General features: G+C 65.5%; 12 protein-coding genes. 3 read left to right on the forward strand and 9 right to left on the reverse strand.

Features of this window, described 5'->3' with window-relative positions; translation table 11 throughout:
• Positions 1–38 precede the first annotated feature (38 nt).
• The 7 genes from AC062T_RS09305 to AC062T_RS09335 form a co-directional block, all read right to left on the reverse strand.
• Positions 39–1,481, reverse strand: coding sequence for an NtaA/DmoA family FMN-dependent monooxygenase (locus tag AC062T_RS09305; protein WP_476029394.1), 1,443 nt, complete (start codon positions 1,479–1,481; stop codon positions 39–41).
• A complete protein-coding gene (locus AC062T_RS09310) occupies positions 1,478–2,725 on the reverse strand; it encodes an acyl-CoA dehydrogenase family protein (RefSeq protein ID WP_476029396.1) in 1,248 nt (415 codons plus the stop codon). Before AC062T_RS09310 ends, AC062T_RS09305 begins: the two co-directional genes overlap by 4 nt.
• The gene (locus AC062T_RS09315) at positions 2,725–4,374 is read right to left on the reverse strand and encodes a dipeptide ABC transporter ATP-binding protein (RefSeq protein WP_476029398.1); all 1,650 of its coding nucleotides are present in this window, start codon (positions 4,372–4,374) and stop codon (positions 2,725–2,727) included. Before AC062T_RS09315 ends, AC062T_RS09310 begins: the two co-directional genes overlap by 1 nt.
• Positions 4,371–5,225 (reverse strand): ABC transporter permease, encoded by an 855-nt coding sequence (locus AC062T_RS09320; protein WP_476029400.1) that lies wholly within the window; start codon positions 5,223–5,225, stop codon positions 4,371–4,373. Before AC062T_RS09320 ends, AC062T_RS09315 begins: the two co-directional genes overlap by 4 nt.
• Positions 5,222–6,229, reverse strand: a complete 1,008-nt coding sequence (locus tag AC062T_RS09325) for an ABC transporter permease (protein ID WP_476029402.1) — start codon at positions 6,227–6,229, stop codon at positions 5,222–5,224. Before AC062T_RS09325 ends, AC062T_RS09320 begins: the two co-directional genes overlap by 4 nt.
• A 4-nt stretch (positions 6,230–6,233) precedes the next feature.
• A complete protein-coding gene (locus AC062T_RS09330; RefSeq protein ID WP_476029404.1) occupies positions 6,234–7,907 on the reverse strand; it encodes an ABC transporter substrate-binding protein in 1,674 nt (557 codons plus the stop codon).
• A 126-nt stretch (positions 7,908–8,033) separates the two neighbouring features.
• Positions 8,034–11,594, reverse strand: coding sequence for an efflux RND transporter permease subunit (locus AC062T_RS09335; RefSeq protein ID WP_476029416.1), 3,561 nt, complete (start codon positions 11,592–11,594; stop codon positions 8,034–8,036).
• Positions 11,595–11,676: 82 nt separating this feature from the next.
• Here AC062T_RS09335 and yczE (AC062T_RS09340) point away from each other — a divergent pair, with 82 nt between their 5' ends.
• Entirely contained in the window at positions 11,677–12,300 is a 624-nt protein-coding gene (gene yczE, locus AC062T_RS09340) for a membrane protein YczE (RefSeq protein ID WP_476029406.1), read from the forward strand.
• On the opposite strand, the gene yczR is transcribed toward yczE (AC062T_RS09340), so the two are convergent.
• Complete coding sequence (yczR, locus tag AC062T_RS09345) at positions 12,297–13,709, reverse strand: MocR-like transcription factor YczR (RefSeq protein ID WP_476029408.1); 1,413 nt, start codon at positions 13,707–13,709, stop codon at positions 12,297–12,299. The two genes, yczE (AC062T_RS09340) and yczR, sit on opposite strands and share 4 nt — an antisense overlap.
• Positions 13,710–13,765: 56 nt before the next feature.
• Between yczR and yczE (AC062T_RS09350) the strand changes: the two genes are divergently transcribed.
• Together yczE (AC062T_RS09350) and AC062T_RS09355 are read left to right on the forward strand one after the other, a co-directional pair.
• On the forward strand, positions 13,766–14,467 hold the full coding sequence (gene yczE, locus AC062T_RS09350) for a membrane protein YczE (RefSeq protein WP_476029410.1): 702 nt from the start codon (positions 13,766–13,768) through the stop codon (positions 14,465–14,467).
• The gene (locus AC062T_RS09355; protein WP_476029412.1) at positions 14,464–14,592 is read left to right on the forward strand and encodes a hypothetical protein; all 129 of its coding nucleotides are present in this window, start codon (positions 14,464–14,466) and stop codon (positions 14,590–14,592) included. The genes yczE (AC062T_RS09350) and AC062T_RS09355 overlap by 4 nt, the downstream gene beginning before the upstream one ends.
• Here the strand turns inward: AC062T_RS09355 and AC062T_RS09360 are convergent.
• On the reverse strand, positions 14,574–14,930 hold a 357-nt coding region (locus AC062T_RS09360; protein ID WP_476029414.1), incomplete at its 5' end, for a TipAS antibiotic-recognition domain-containing protein. The two genes, AC062T_RS09355 and AC062T_RS09360, sit on opposite strands and share 19 nt — an antisense overlap.

Here is a 14,930-nt window from a genome sequence, read left to right on the forward strand (position 1 = left end):
AGCGGGTTGTGGGCGCGTCGAGCGGATCCGGCGCACGCCTAGCCGACCGCGGTCGGCGCTGGTGGCGTGAGCTCAAGCCGCGCGAGGGGCGAATCGAGATTCGCGCCTCCGCGGTAGCGGGTGGCGATGTGGGGCTGTTGCAGCCGCGCCTCGCCACCGAAAAGCACCTCCCGCAGGGTGCGCGGTTCGGCATCCGCAGCGCGCTGCTGGGGCAGCCGGCCGCGCCGACGAAGCTCGGGAACGACCAACTCAATAAAGTCCTGGGCCGTGCCGAACGAGTGATATTGGCGCAGGTTGATGCCGTCGATTCCGTCGTCGTCGAGCCAGGATTCGATGCTGTCTGCAACGGTTTCTGGTGTTCCGCACACGAAGAACTGGTCCTCCCACGAGGCAACAAAATCGCGAATGAAATCGGCGACGGTCACGGCGACCGGCAAGAACGCCGCAGCAGGATGCTCCGATTTGCCCTCTGCGGCGAGCGCTTGCCCCACCGTGACGGACGGCTCGTGGGCGGTCGGGTCGAACGGAAGGCTTGCATGGGCCAGGCGCCCTTCGACGCTCGCGTTCTGCTCGAACAGCACTCGCTTTTGCTCGGCCTCCTCGAGGGTGCGACCCACGACGATTCCGGCCTGCACCACGACCTTGATCGAATCGCGGGGCCGCCCATTGAGCTCAGCAGCATCCTTGAGCGATTCGATCCCTCGGCTCACCTGCTCTCGCGTTGACCCACCGGTGAACACCATTTCGGCATGGCGGCCGGCGAACGCGACCCCGGCGGGCGATGCGGTGGCCTGGATGATGACGGGAGTCCGCTGCGGCGACGGCTCGCACAGGTGCGGGCCGGCGACCGCAAAGTGTTCGCCGACGTGGTTGATGTAGCGAACCCCTTGTGGGCGCGTGTAGACGTTGCCCACCCGGTCGGCGATCACGGCGTCGTCATCCCATGACCCCTCCCAGAGCTTGTAGAGCACGTCGAGGTATTCGTCGGCCTTGCGGTATCTGTCGTCATGGGGGATCTCGTCGGCCAGACCAAAATTGCGGGCCGCATTGGGCAAGTAGGAGGTGACCACGTTCCAGCCGACCCTGCCGTTGGTGAGATGGTCGAGCGTGCTGAGCCGTCTCGCAAACGAGAACGGCGGCTCGTAACTCGTGGAGAAGGTAACCCCAAAGCCCAGATGCTTGGTGACGGCCGCCATCGCCGGAATCACCATCAGCGGGTCATTGCTGGGGATCTGAAGTCCCTCCCTCAGCGCCGTCTCTGGCCCGTCACGGAACGTGTCGTAGGCGCCCGTGACATCCGCCAAGAAGACGGCGTCGAAACCGCCATCCTCGAGCAGCTTCGCCAGCTCGATCCAGTAGCCGATGTCGTTGAAGCGGTGCCGATTGTTGTCGGGCAGCCGCCAGAGCCCGTGGGTGATGTGGCTGACGCAGTTCATTTCGAACAGGTTCAGGATGAGCCGCTTGGGCTGGCCGCCGCTCATCGCTTTGCTCCCGTCGAGACGGGCTGTTCTGCGTCAGTTCGCGTCGCCCCCCAGACGGGCAATCGATCGTTGAGAACGAAGTCGCCGAGAGCCCGCCTCCTCTGCACGGCCGGGTTGTGCGAGGCGATCGTGCGCACATTTCTCCAGTGACGATCTAGCCCGAGATGGGAACTGACGGCGGATGCTCCCCCCACCTCGAACAGTTCACCGGTCGCCTTCAGCGCGAGGGGCAGCACGATCTGCTGGGCCCGGTACGCGGTGAACTGCGCCGCGCGAACGCTGTCGATGTCGGCCTCACCGTTCTGCTGCGCCCGATTCACGGCGTCGAGTTCTCTCGCGGTCGACAGCACGAGCGCGCGGGCCGCCCATGCCGCCGACGAGAGTTCGCCGACCACGCTCTGCACGAGCGGGTCCTCCCGCGGGAGCGATTCTCCCGAGACACCAAAGGTCCTTCTGCGCGCTTGAACGAACGCTGTCGTGTCGTCGAGAGCAGAGTGGAGGATGCCCGCGACCACGGCGAGCAGAACTAGTTGAAAGACGGCGGAGAGATATACCTCTCGCGCCCCGTCCGTTGTGTAGGGCCGCACGTCGTCCGGCGATACGGGAACATCGACAAACGTTGTGGTTCCACTGCCGGTCAGACGCTGGCCGAAGCCGTCCCAGTCATCGACCGATAGCACTCCTGGGTGCGTGGCAGGCGCGATCACATCAACGAACTCGTCTTCCACCAGGGCAGAAAGCTGTATCCAGTCGGAGAAGATGCTGCCCGTCGTGTAGTACTTGGTGCCCGTGAGCGCCAGCTGGTCGCCCTCCCGCGTGAGCGTGGTCATGATCTGCGTTGTGGCCTGGCGCTCCGACTGGGCGTTGCCGACCAGGTCGCCTCGGGCGACGCGGTCGAGCCACGTTCGCCGACGGGGAGAGTCTGGCTCAAGCAGCACTTCGTCGACGAAGCCGATATGCCCACGAAAGGCGTGAGCCACATTCGAATCAGCGGCGGCGAGACGAATGAGCTTGTCAAAGAACTGCTCAACGCTGTCACCGGCGCCTCCGCTCTCGCTCGGCAGCCGGCGGCTGCCGAATCCGAGCGACTGGAGTGCCCGAATCTGCTCGACCGGCAGCACCCTGTCGCGGTCCCGCTCGATTACGCCGCTTCGGATGTCGGCGAGAAGCGCGGAGAAGTCAGTCTCGAAGCCGGCGTCGGCAGACTTCTGGGCGTGGGCGTTGGCGTTGTCTTGTGATGGCATTATGCGGCTCCAACCGTTGCGAGGGGGCGACGACCGGGAATGGCATTGATGAGCTCTGCCGTGTAGTCGTGCCGGGGGGAATCAAAAATGGTGCGCACATCGCCGTGTTCGACGATCGTGCCGCGCTCGAGAACACTCACGCGATGGGCAACCTGTCGAACGAGGCTGAGGTCGTGCGAGATCAGCAGGTAGCTGAGCCCCAATTTCTCTTGCAGGTCGAGCAAGAGATCGATGATCTGGGCTTGCACGGTGACGTCCAGCGCCGACGTCGGCTCATCGAGCACCAGCGCTCGAGGCGCCAAGACGAGCGCCCGCGCGAGGGCAACCCTCTGACGCTGTCCGCCGGAAAGCTCCCGCGGCCTGCGGTCAAGAACAGCGCTCGGCAACGCCACGAGATCGAGCGCCTCGCCGACTGCTGCTGCGCGCTGGGCCCGATTGCCTACCCCGTTGATGATGAGCGGCTCCTCGATTGCGCGTCCTGCCGAATAGCGCGGATCGATGGCCGCCAACGCGTTCTGATAAACGAGTTGCACCGTGCGGGCGTTGTGATTGACGAGTTGTGGATGCTGCGCGAGCAGGGCGTCACCCACCCTGACCTGCCCGGAGCTGAACCCCGTGAGCCCCGCGATCACCCGGGCAAGCGTTGTCTTGCCCGAACCGGACTCCCCGACGAGCGCGTGGATTTCACCCTCGGCGAGGCTGAGCGACACGCCACCCAGAGTGGGCGCACCCTGGGGCGGGCCATAGAACTTGGTGACTTTGTCAACCTCGATGATTGCGGGAGCATCCAGCGCCGGGCGATGCGCGCGATCGTCGTACTTGGTGAGCGAGAGCGCGGGGGCGTTGGCGAGGAGGGCCACCGTATAGGCGTCACGCGGAGAATCGAGAACGCGATGGGCCGACCCGTACTCCTTGAGTTCGCCCCGGTTGAGCACGGCGATCGCGTCGCTGCGCTCCTGGGCGAGGGCGAGGTCGTGGGTTATGAAGAGCACGCCAAGGCCCAGGTCACTCTGGAGCTCGGCGAGCTGATCGAGAATAGTGCGCTGCACGGTCACGTCGAGGGCACTCGTCGGTTCGTCGGCGATGAGGATGCTGGGGTTGGCCGAGATCGCAATGGCGATGAGCACTCGCTGCAGTTGCCCGCCCGACAGCTCGTGCGGATACGCGCGGGCGCGTTGCTGGGGATTGCGCACCCCCACCCGGTCGAGCAGGCTGACCACGGCGGCGGCAACGTCGCTGCGGGGGACCACGTTGTGCAGTAGCAACGACTGCGCGATCTGGTGCCCGACGCGGCGTAGGGGGACGAGCGAGCTCAACGGATCTTGCGGAACGAACCCGATCGTCGTGCCGCGGAGACCCTGCCAGGACGACTGGCTGAGCGACGTGACATCGAGCGACCCGCCAGCGGTCGAGACGGATACCGTGCCAGCGGTGATGCGACCGTTCGCCGGCAGAAGCCCTGCGACGGCGAGGGCAATCGTGCTCTTTCCCGATCCCGACTGACCCACCAGGGCGAGCGTCTCGCCGCGGCCGAGCTCGAACGAGACGCCGTGGACGACCTCCGTCTCTGCACCCCTGGCGCTCAGCCGACCCTGGCGATAGGCAATGCGCAGGTCCTTCACTGCGACGACATCGTTCCGTGTACTCATGAGCTCAACCTCTCTGTGGCGAAATGACCCAACCGGCTGATCGAGAGCACGGTTACGGTGATGACCAGACCCGGCAGCAGGACGAGCCAGGGTGACGAAACGATGTACTCACGGCCCTCGCTCACGAGCAGGCCCCACTCGGGTTGGGGTGGCGGTGATCCGTAGCCCAAAAAGCTCAGCGCCGAGATCCACAGGATCGACAGCCCAAACTGCAGCGCCGTCAGCGACAGCGCAGCGGTGAACGAGTTGGGAAAGATGTGGCGGCGCAGCACAGCCCACCGGGTATTGCCCAGATGGTGACTGGCCTCCACAAACGGCAGGTTCTTCACCGTGAGCACCTCTGAACGCATCAGTCGGGTGAACACGGCAATCGACGAGACGCCCACGGCGATTGCCGCGTTGATCGTGCCGAAGCCGAGCGCAACGACGATGACCATGGACAGCAGCAGCCCGGGGATCGAGAGCAGAACATCCACAACGCGGCTGATCACGGCGTCGATGATGCCGCCGAACGACGCCGCGATCAGACCGAGCACCGTACCCACTCCCAGGCCGATCGTGACCGCCACGGCCGAACCGAGGAGTGTGCGCGAGGTGCCGAAGATCACCCGCGAGAGCAGGTCGCGGCCGAGGTAGTCGGTGCCGAACGGATGCGCCAGCGAGGGAGCGTCGAGCACCGCCCCCGCAGGCACCAGCGGGCTAAACGGGGTCAGAAGCGCTGGCACGAGCACCGCCAGCACGAGAGCAAGCACCCAGGCGGCGGACGCAAAATCTGCGGGGCGAGCGTGGGAGAGCACCGCACGCAGCGGCGACGGCGCCGCGGCCGATACAAGGAGAGATACACGAGTCATTTCGCGACCACCGCAATCTTTCGTCGGGCGAGACTGAAGCCGCGCCGCGGGGCATGCTCAGGAGAGAAGAGGGCGGCACCGATCCGAGGGTCGATCACCGGATAGAGCAGGTCGGTGATGAGGTTGATCACCACAAAAACCGTGGAGATGAGCACGACGACGGCGAGGATGACCGGGGTGTCCTGATCGCGGACCGCCTGCTGGGTGAGAAACCCGATTCCCGTTCTGCTGAACACCGTCTCGACGACAACCGCGCCCGCGAGCAGCTCGCCGACCGTCAGGGCGAAAAGCGTGAGGGTGGGAATGGAACCGTTCGGCAGAATGTGCCGCGCCACGATCGACGACTGCGGCACGCCCTTCGCCCGGAGAACCATGACAAACGGTTCTCGGGATGCCCTGTCGAGACCCTGAATCAGCACCTGGGTGATCGTGCCGCTGACGGCAATGGAGAGCGTGGCCGCGGGAAGGATGTACGAGATGAACCCCTGATCCCGAATGGACGACACCCAGCCCAACTGAAACGCGAACACCTGCAGCAGCAAGAACCCGACCAAGAAGCTCGGGGTCGACAGAAAGACCACGGGAAGCGCGCGGGCCGCCGCCCTCAGGTGCCGGGAGGGCGCGAACACGGCCGTGAGAGCCACCGTCAGCACGATGACCGCAGTGAAAGCGAGGGCGGTGAGGGAGAGCACAACGGTCTCACCGATCGCCTGCTGCAGCAGGCTCGCCACCGAATTGCCATTGACGAGCGAGTACCCCAGGTCGCCAGAGAACAGCCGGCCCACGGCGATCACGAACTGCTCGATCGCCCCGCGGTCGAAGTTGTAATAGGCCAGCAGCGGGCCGATCGCCTCCTGCGGAAGCGGGTTGAGAGGGCTGTTAATCCGCGACTCGAGGGGATCCCCTGGCAACACAAACAGCGTGAAGAACACGAGGGTATAAGCGAGCGCGATGACGAGCAGCGACTGCCCGATGCGTTTGATGACGAAGCTGCGCCGGCCCATGGCGCTAGTCGGCGATCCACGCGTTGTAGTACTGCGGAAGGGCGCCGTCGCTCAGGGTGAACCCCTGCAGACGAGGCGCGGCGACATAAACCTGACTGTCGTCGAGAATCGGCAAGACATACGCCTGCCCGATCAGGTAGTCCTGCAGTGCCCCGAGAGCGGCCTCTCTCTCGGCGTCGTCCGTTGCGGTGACGTGAGCCGCGAGCAGTGCGTCGAGCTGAGCATCGTCGCTGGCGAGGGCGAGAAGGCCACCTTTGCCCCCCGCGTAGTACTCGTTAAGACCAATGGGGTCAGGATGCGGCCAGCCCACCCGAAGCACCCCCACCTCCGGGTCGTCGAAGGCGGTTGCCCAGTAGCTCGAGTAGTCGATCTCCTTGATAACGAGTTCGATCCCGATCTCGGCGAGCTGCACCTGGATCGCCTGAAACAACGCGCGAGAGGTGTTGTCATAGACATCCAAATAGGTGAGCACTGAGAGCGTTTCGCCGCCCTTGATTCGGTAACCCTCCGAATTAAGCGCGGTCCACCCCGACTGCTCGAGCAACTCAACTGCCGCAGCGGGGTCGTAGGCGAGAAGGGCCGACTCGTCCTTGTATCCGAACGTTCCCGGGCTGAGCACGCTCGACGCGACGCTCCAGTTGTCGGTGTAGAGATCTTCGGCGATCTTGGCGCGGTTGATGCCCGACTGCAGGGCCTTGCGCACATTCACGTCGTCGAGAAACGGTGCGGACTGCTTGATGATCCACTGGTTCGTCAGCCCGACGCCCGAACGGCTCACGATGTGAAAGCCCTGGTCGGCGAGAGCATCCTCCTCCGTCGGCTGCACATACCGAATCAGATCTGCCTGCCCGGACTTGATGCTGCCGAGCCGCACGCTGTCTTCTTGGATCGGCGCGACGATCACCTTGTCGAGGTAGGCCTCGCCCTGATTGGGCGAGCTGGGCGGCGCCCAGGCATAGCCATCGCGGCGCTTGAGCACGACCTCTTTGCCATAGACCTCCGACTCCACGACGAACGGGCCGCTGCCGATGAGATTGACAAAGAGCGACTGATCTTCGCGAGTCGCGTCGATCGTCGCATCGGCGACCAGGCCAGAGGCCCAGCCGGTGAGAGCGCCCAGCAGCGGAGCGTAAGGGGCGGCCAGCGTGACGGTGACCGTGTTGGCCGCAGCATCCGTCGTCACCTCAAGCTCGCCAGGAAACACGGGGTTCGGCGAGATTGCCTTCTCTGGGTCGCCCAACGCCTGCCATTCAAGGTTGCGCTTGACACTGGCGACATCGAGGGCCGAGCCGTCGCTGTAGGTAACGCCCTCTCGGATCACAAACGTGTAGACGGTGCCGTCTGCGCTGATCTCCCAGCTCTCGGCAAGCCATGGCTCAAACTCGCCCGTCTCCGCGTTGCGATAGATGAGGCGGTCGGTGATGTTCTGCTGAAGAGCTCGCGTCTGCCACGTGCCGCTGTCGTGAACCTGCGCCGACGTGGGGATTTCTGCGTCGAGGTAGATGAGCTCGCCACCGCGCTTATCCGCCTCGCTGACCCCGGACGGGTCGACGACGGCCACCGTCGCCGTGCATCCGGCGAGGCCCATGGTCACGACAACGGCGAGGGCTGCAGCCCGGGCGACAATGCGCCGGGGATGCCGAACGGAGGCGACGGATGCTGTGCGAGGAGTCTTCATAGGGCACGAAACTAGACGCCCCAGAAGACCCCCGCACGGGTGCGAGTCATCCCGAGTAAAACTTATTAGTGCGGAGTAATGAACTCCCGAATATTGGTGGGATCGGCTATGGAGAGCCGAAAACCGCTACTCGTTCGGCTGCCCGGGAGCGGGCCGCTCGGGGTCGTCAGACTCCGGGACGCTCTGCTCGCCGGTGGGGTTGTCGGTGGGCTCGGGAGCCTCATCGGTGGGTTCGGGCTGCTCGGTCGGCTCGGTCAGCTCCGGTTCCGGCTCGCTAGCCTCAGGCTCGGCCGCCTCAGGCTCGCTAACCTCAGGCTCGGCCACCTCAGGCTCGGCCGCCTCAGGCGTTGCCTGCGGCTGCTCGGTCGCGCCAGCATCCGGAATCGGAACATCCCGGGTGTCTGCCGTGGCGATCTCCTCGGCCGACACGGCGACAGCGGCAGCACCGGCACCAGCGGCACCGGCAGCAACGGCGCTAGCGGCAGCGGGCTCCCCCGGGGTAGGCGTGGGGCCCTCGCGCTTGGCCGCGCGGCGGTCCTCACGGCGCTCGCGCGCACCCTCGACGAGGTAGTACAGCGAGGGCAGAACGACGAGGGTGAGAACCGTGGACGAGATGAGTCCACCGATCACGACGATCGCCAGCGGCTGCGAAATAAAGCCGCCGTGGCCGGTGAGCCCGATTGCCAGGGGCAACAACGCAAAGATCGTGGCCAGCGCCGTCATGAGGATGGGGCGGAGCCTGCGGCTCGCGCCGTGCACGACAGCATCCATCGCCTTCATCCCGCGTTCCCGATACTGGTTGACCAGGTCGATGAGAACGATGGCGTTCGTCACGACGATGCCGATGAGCATCAGCACACCGATCAGCGACGGCACCCCGAGCGGAACGCCCGAGATAACCTGCAGCGCGATGGCTCCCGTGGCCGCGAACGGCACCGAGACGAGCAGAAGCAGCGGCTGTCGGAGGCTCTTGAACGTGGCAACCATCACGACGTAGACGATGAGGATCGCGATGAGAAGCGCAAGCCCCAGCTGTTGGAAGGCGTCGGCCTGCTGCGCCGTCACACCGCCCAGCTCAGCGCTCGCGCCAGCGGGCAGGTCGACCCCGTCGACTGCCGTCTGGATCTCAGCCGAGGCTGTTCCGACGTCGTCGCCGTTGGGGGTGACACTCACGGTCGCCGACCGCACACCCTTGATGGTGGTGATGCTCGCCGGGCCGTCAACCTGTTCGACAGTAGCCAGATCGGAGAGCGGAATCAGCCCCGTTGCGGTGGGGATGATGAATTCGCGCAGCTCCTGGATGGTGGCCGGAGACGTGCCGGGGTCGACGTAGATCGACAGGGTCGTCTCGTCGATGACGACACTGCCGACGGCGCGGGGCAGCATGGACTGCGACACGATGCCACCCACGGCGACCTCGCTGAGCCCGCGCTCCGCTGCAGCCTCGCGGTCAACCACAATCGCGATGTACGGCTGCGAGTTGGAGAGGTTGCTTGTCGCCTCGGCGGTCACATCGAGGTCGCGCACTGCGGCGAGCACCTCATCCGCAGCGGTCTGGAGGTCTTCGCGGCTGTTGGCGGTGATGTCGACGTCAATATCGGAGGACGCGAAGCCCGCGCCAGCCGTGGCCAGCGCAACCTCGCCTGCATTCTCAAGCGCAGCCAGCTCGTCGCGCACCTCGGCCTGCAGGGCCTCCTGATCGACATCGGGGTCTGTTGTGATGGAGAAGGTGGCGCCACCTCCACCGCCGAACGCGGCGGCGAGGGAGTTGCCTCCGCTGCCGAGTGACAGCTGCACCGTCTCGATGCCCTCGATGCTGCGAAGCGTCTCTTCTACGACCGTGGCCGCCTCATCCTGAGCTTCGAGGCTCGTACCAACGGGCAGCGTCTGCGTCACCGTGAGGGTGTTCTGGCCACTGTCACCGATGAAGTTGGTCTTCATGCTCGGCACCATCGCGACCGTGCCCAGGAGGACGAGGGCCGCAGCAACGAGGGTGAGCGCCGGTCGCTTGAGGGTGAAGTTGAGGATGGGCAGGTACGACTTTTGCAGTCGGGTCGGCTTCTCTTCCTGCTCCGCGATGGCCCTCTCGCGTGCCTCGCGGCGAGCGCGACGTGACGGCACCTCGACGCCCGGGTTCTGCAGCTGCAGAATCGCCGTGCTCGTATCCAGGTATTCGGGGCTCGCGGGGGCGACCGCCGCCTTCTTCTTGTCGTTGCCGAGGAACCAGTAGGCAAGAACGGGAACGATCGTGAGCGATACGAACAGCGACGCGGCAAGGGCGATCGTGACCGTGAGGGCGAACGGCCGGAACAGCTCGCCCGTGATGTCGCCGACGAGCGCGAGCGGCAGGAACACCGCGACCGTGGTGACGGTCGACGCGGTGATCGCGGCAGCGACCTCCTTGACGGCAGTCTGGATGGCCACGAGTTTGCGCTCACCCAAACCGATGTGGCGCTTGATGTTCTCGATGACCACAATCGAGTCGTCGACGACACGTCCAATGGAGATCGTGAGGGCGCCGAGGGTAATCACGTTGAGCGTGTACCCAGAGACCTGCATGCCGATAAAGGTGATGAGCACCGATGCGGGGATCGAGATTGCGGTTACCAGGGTCGATCTGATCGACATCAGGAACACGAGAATCACGATGACGGCAAAGATCAGGCCGAGAACACCCTCGGTCGCAAGACTGTCGATCGACTGCTCGATGAACGGCGCCTGGTCGAAGACGACCGTGAACTCCGTGTTGTTGCCGAGGGATTCCGCCAGGCCAGGCAGCGCATCCCTAATCGCGTTCGAGACCGAAACCGTGTTGCCATCGGGCGTCTTGGTCACGGCGATCGTCAGCGAAGGCTCGCCATTGACGCGGGAGATGCCGGTGACGGGGTCGTCCTCGATCGCGACCTCGGCAACCTCACCGATCGTGACGGGAACGCCATCGCGCAGCACGCCGACCAGCGGCAGCGAGGCGATTCCCTCCGTCGAGTCGAGGCGAACACCCGCCTGCACGGAGAGAGTCTTGCCGTCTTCTGTGATCTCGCCTGCTGGCAACAGAATGCCGTTGGAGTCGAGAGCGTCGGTGATGTCGGCGGTACTGCCGCCGAGGGCGGTCAGGGTAGCGAGGTCGGGAGAAATGACCACGCGCTGCCCGACGGTGCCGAGCAGGCTTGCCTCACGCACGCCCTCGAGAGCCTGGATGTCGGTGATCGTCGACGCCTCAAGCAGGCTGCTGAGTTCACGAATATCGAGGTCGCTCGTGACGGCGATCTGCACGACGGGCAGGTCGTCGATCGAGCCGGTGATGACCTGGGGGTCGATATCGGCCGGCAGGGTCGACTTGATGCGGTTGATCGCCTGCGTGACCTTCTGCTCCGCCGTCGCCAGGTTCGTGCCGTATTCGAACGACGCCGAAATTGTCGAAACATTGGTGCGGGATGTTGCGGTCGTTCCCTCGAGGCCGGCAACACCCTGGATGGCGGTCTCGATGGGGGTGCTGACATCCTCATTGACCACCTCCGGCGCCGCTCCGGGGTAGGCCGTCACGATCACCAGTTGCGGGAACGAGATCGACGGGATCAGCTCTTGCTTAAGGCTTGTCAGGGAGATGGTGCCAAAGATCGCCACCACGATTGTGACGAGGGCGATAAGTGCCCGGTTGCGCAGGCTAAAGACGGAAAGCAGATGCACGGTTCTCCCGGGGCTCGCAAAGCTGAAGTCCAAGTATTTCAGCAGAATGAGTTGTTCGCTCACCGAATGCCAGAATGAGATCGTGCCTTTGAGATCCACGATGCTCCGACGAGTGCTTCAGCTGTCCATCGGCCTCGTGCTTTTTGGCCTCAGCATCTCCCTCATCATCCGCGCCGTCGTCGGCGTTCCCCCCTGGGATGTCTTCACCCAGGGGCTCGTTCGCGTGTTCGGGCTCCCCTTCGGCGCTTTCACCGTGATCATCAGCATCTGCTTGCTGGTGCTGTGGATTCCGCTGCGGCAGAAGCCGGGGGTTGGCACGGTTCTCAACGCGCTTCTGGTGGGCCCGTTCATCGAGCTCGGCTTCGCAATTTTTGCCGAACCCACGGAGCTGTGGCAGCGCATTGCGTTCTTCACGGTGGGACTCGTGCTCAACGGCTTCGCCACGGGCCTTTACATCGGCGCCCGATTTGGCCCCGGTCCGCGGGACGGTCTCATGACCGGCCTGCACCGAGTCAGCGGAAAACCGATCTGGGCGATTCGAACCTCGATCGAAGGGGTCGTGCTACTGCTGGGCTGGCTGCTCGGCGGCAACGTCGGGGTGGGCACCCTCGCTTTCGCGCTGCTGATCGGGCCGCTTGTGCACTTTTTCATGCCGCGGCTGCGCGTGCCGGAATCTCCCCGATCCGCTGACGCCGCGCTCGGCTAGACGACCATCGAGAGCAACTCTGGCTCGGAGTGCAGTGCAGGGGTGAGCGAATCCCAGGCCGCCCGCAGAGCGGCAACGGCTCGATCAGTTTCGGCGGGCGAGTAGCTGTGCGGGATGCGAAGGTGGCGTTCGAATGCGCCGTCGATGCCAAAACGTGGCCCCGCCGTAACGGCGAGCCCTTCGGCGCGCGCGGCCAGCGTGAGCTGAGAACTGACGGGGGCACCGAGGTTGACCCACGTCGTAAGCCCGCCCCCGGCGAGGGGCACCGACCATTCGGGGAACGCTCGGGTGAGGGCAGAAACGAGGTGATCCCGACCTGCCCTCAGCTGCTCCCTGCGGGTCTTCAGCACCGTCTCGTAGTCGTCGAGCACATGCGTCACCACGAGCTGCTCAAGAATCGGAGTGCCCAGGTCGCCCGCTAGCCGGTTGCGGGCGAGCCGCTGAATGAGCGCCGGTTCCGCGCGAATCCACCCCACCCGCAGGCCGCCCCACACCGTCTTGCCGACGGACCCCACCGTGATCGCATCCCCAAAACTCGCCAACGGCGGCATGGGGTCGGCCCTGTCGATGCCAAGCTCGGCCATGGTCTCGTCGGCGATGAGTCTGGTGCCGTGCATGCTCGCCAGCCCCGCCACCCGTTCGCGAAGCTCGAGCGACATGCTGCACCCCGTGGGGTTGTGAAAATCGGGCATGAGGTAGCCGATCGCGGGGCTGCTGCGACGGATGCCCTGCTCCAGCGCGGCCTCATCCCAGCCGTCTTCAACGCTCACGCTGACGGGAACGATGCGGGCGCCGGCACCCCGCACCGCCTCGAAGGCGTGCGGGTAGGTCGGCACCTCGATCAGCGCACTGTCGCCGCGACCAATCAGGGTGCGCGCAAGCAGGGCGATGGCGTGCTGGGCACCGATCGTCACCATGATCTGCTCGGGGTGGGTTGCGAGCCCTCGCCGGCAGAACTGGTCGGCGATGGCCGCGCGCAACACGGGCAGCCCGAAAGGGTCGAACCCGGTGTCTCCCAGATAGGACGGCAGCTCATCGGCTGCACGGCGGACGGCCTCGGCCACCCCGGGAATCGCAGGTAGGGCGGCCTTGGTGAAGTCGAGAAACTCGCTGCCTGCCGGCTCGGCGAGCGCGAGCGGCCTGTGCGGAAGGCGCGTCACACTGCCCGACCCGCGCACGCTATCCAGGTACCCGGCGTCGCGCAGTTCGGCGTAGGCCGACGACACCGTGGTTCGGCTGAGGCCCAGATGTTCGGCGAGTTCGCGTTCTGCGGCGATGCGGGTGCCCACGGGGATTCGCCCGTCGAGCACGAGCAGTCGGATGCGGTCGGCGAGCGCCACATAGGCGGCGCCGTTCGCACGCCAATCGCCCAGAAGAGAGGCCAGTGCGCGGGCTGTCAGAGTGGACATACGGGCCACTATAGGCAGATTGGCCTCTTGATAGAAGGCCAGTTGACCAATTGGATATGTACGTGACCCGACGAATCCTTCAACTCCTGAGCGGCCTGTTCTTCTACGGCCTCGCCATCGCCATGATGCTGCGCGCTGGCCTGGGGGCGACCCCGTGGGATGTGCTGTCACAGGGGATCGCCGTGCAGACGGGGCTCGGATTCGGCCTTGTCACGGTGCTCATCTCGGGAGTTGTTCTCCTGCTCTGGATTCCCATCCGGCAGAAGCCCGGCATCGGCACCGTGCTCAACGCCCTGCTCGTCGGCCCCTCCGCCGACCTCGGCCTGCTCCTCATCGGCAGCCCCACCCAGCTCTGGGCACAGATCACCCTCTTCGCGGGAGGGCTTGCGCTGCTCGCGATCGCCACGGGGCTCTACATCGGCGCCCGCTTCGGGCCCGGCCCGCGAGACGGGCTCATGACCGGCGTGCATAACCGCACCGGCTGGCCGATCTGGGCGGTGCGCACCGGCATCGAGGCCACAGTGCTCGTGATCGGCTGGATGCTCGGGGGCGTCGTGGGCTTCGGAACGCTCGCATTCGCCCTGCTCATCGGGCCCATGGTCGGAGTGACCCTGCCTCTGCTCCGTGTTCCCGAGAAGCCGGGGTCGGGCTCCGGCTCGGGGTCGGGCTCGGGCTCAGGGTCGGGGTCGGGCGACGACGAGGACTCCGCCCCCCTCAACCCGTACGCACCCATAGTCCCGAAGGAGGCATCAGCATGATCGGATTCGCCATCGCCATCGCCGCGCTCAGCGCCTGGGCCGCCCTGGCGACCATCGAGGTGGTGCGGCGCGACGGCTACGGCCGAGTGCCCAACCGCGAGCTCGGCTACAGCCTGTCCGCGTAGGCCACCATCGCATCCCTCACGTAGGTCGCCCCCTCGAGGCCGCCATAGCTCACGCCGAAGCGCGGGTCGTCCACGTACATCTGCCCGAGGCCCCGGATCGCCTCGCCCGGCACCTCTCGCCCCTGCCAGCCTGCGCGAATCCAGTCGACGTGGCGGCGCACAATCTCCTGCGCGATGTCGCCGCTCGCCGGCTCCTCCGACTCCAACGCCGCCCGAAAATCGGCCTGAATCTGCTGCTGTTGCTGCAGGAATTGGCCCTTGTCAGCATCCGGCTGCGCCCGCCACCAGGAGTCCCCCTCTGCGGCGACCTTGGCGCCCCAGCGCTCAGCGACCTCTTC

It is taken from the genome of Homoserinimonas sp. (assembly GCF_056262345.1).

What these genes read in the sequence shown, in the direction of transcription:
- AC062T_RS09305 (WP_476029394.1), bottom strand. Translation starts at nt 1,481, where the DNA reads ATGAGCGGCGGCCAGCCCAAGCGGCTCATCCTGAACCTGTTCGAAATG.
- AC062T_RS09315 (WP_476029398.1), bottom strand. Translation starts at nt 4,374, where the DNA reads ATGAGTACACGGAACGATGTCGTCGCAGTGAAGGACCTGCGCATTGCC.
- AC062T_RS09320 (WP_476029400.1), bottom strand. Translation starts at nt 5,225, where the DNA reads ATGACTCGTGTATCTCTCCTTGTATCGGCCGCGGCGCCGTCGCCGCTG.
- AC062T_RS09330 (WP_476029404.1), bottom strand. Translation starts at nt 7,907, where the DNA reads ATGAAGACTCCTCGCACAGCATCCGTCGCCTCCGTTCGGCATCCCCGG.
- yczR (WP_476029408.1), bottom strand. Translation starts at nt 13,709, where the DNA reads ATGTCCACTCTGACAGCCCGCGCACTGGCCTCTCTTCTGGGCGATTGG.
- yczE (WP_476029410.1), top strand. Translation starts at nt 13,766, where the DNA reads ATGTACGTGACCCGACGAATCCTTCAACTCCTGAGCGGCCTGTTCTTC.
- AC062T_RS09325 (WP_476029402.1), bottom strand. Translation starts at nt 6,229, where the DNA reads ATGGGCCGGCGCAGCTTCGTCATCAAACGCATCGGGCAGTCGCTGCTC.
- AC062T_RS09310 (WP_476029396.1), bottom strand. Translation starts at nt 2,725, where the DNA reads ATGCCATCACAAGACAACGCCAACGCCCACGCCCAGAAGTCTGCCGAC.
- AC062T_RS09355 (WP_476029412.1), top strand. Translation starts at nt 14,464, where the DNA reads ATGATCGGATTCGCCATCGCCATCGCCGCGCTCAGCGCCTGGGCCGCC.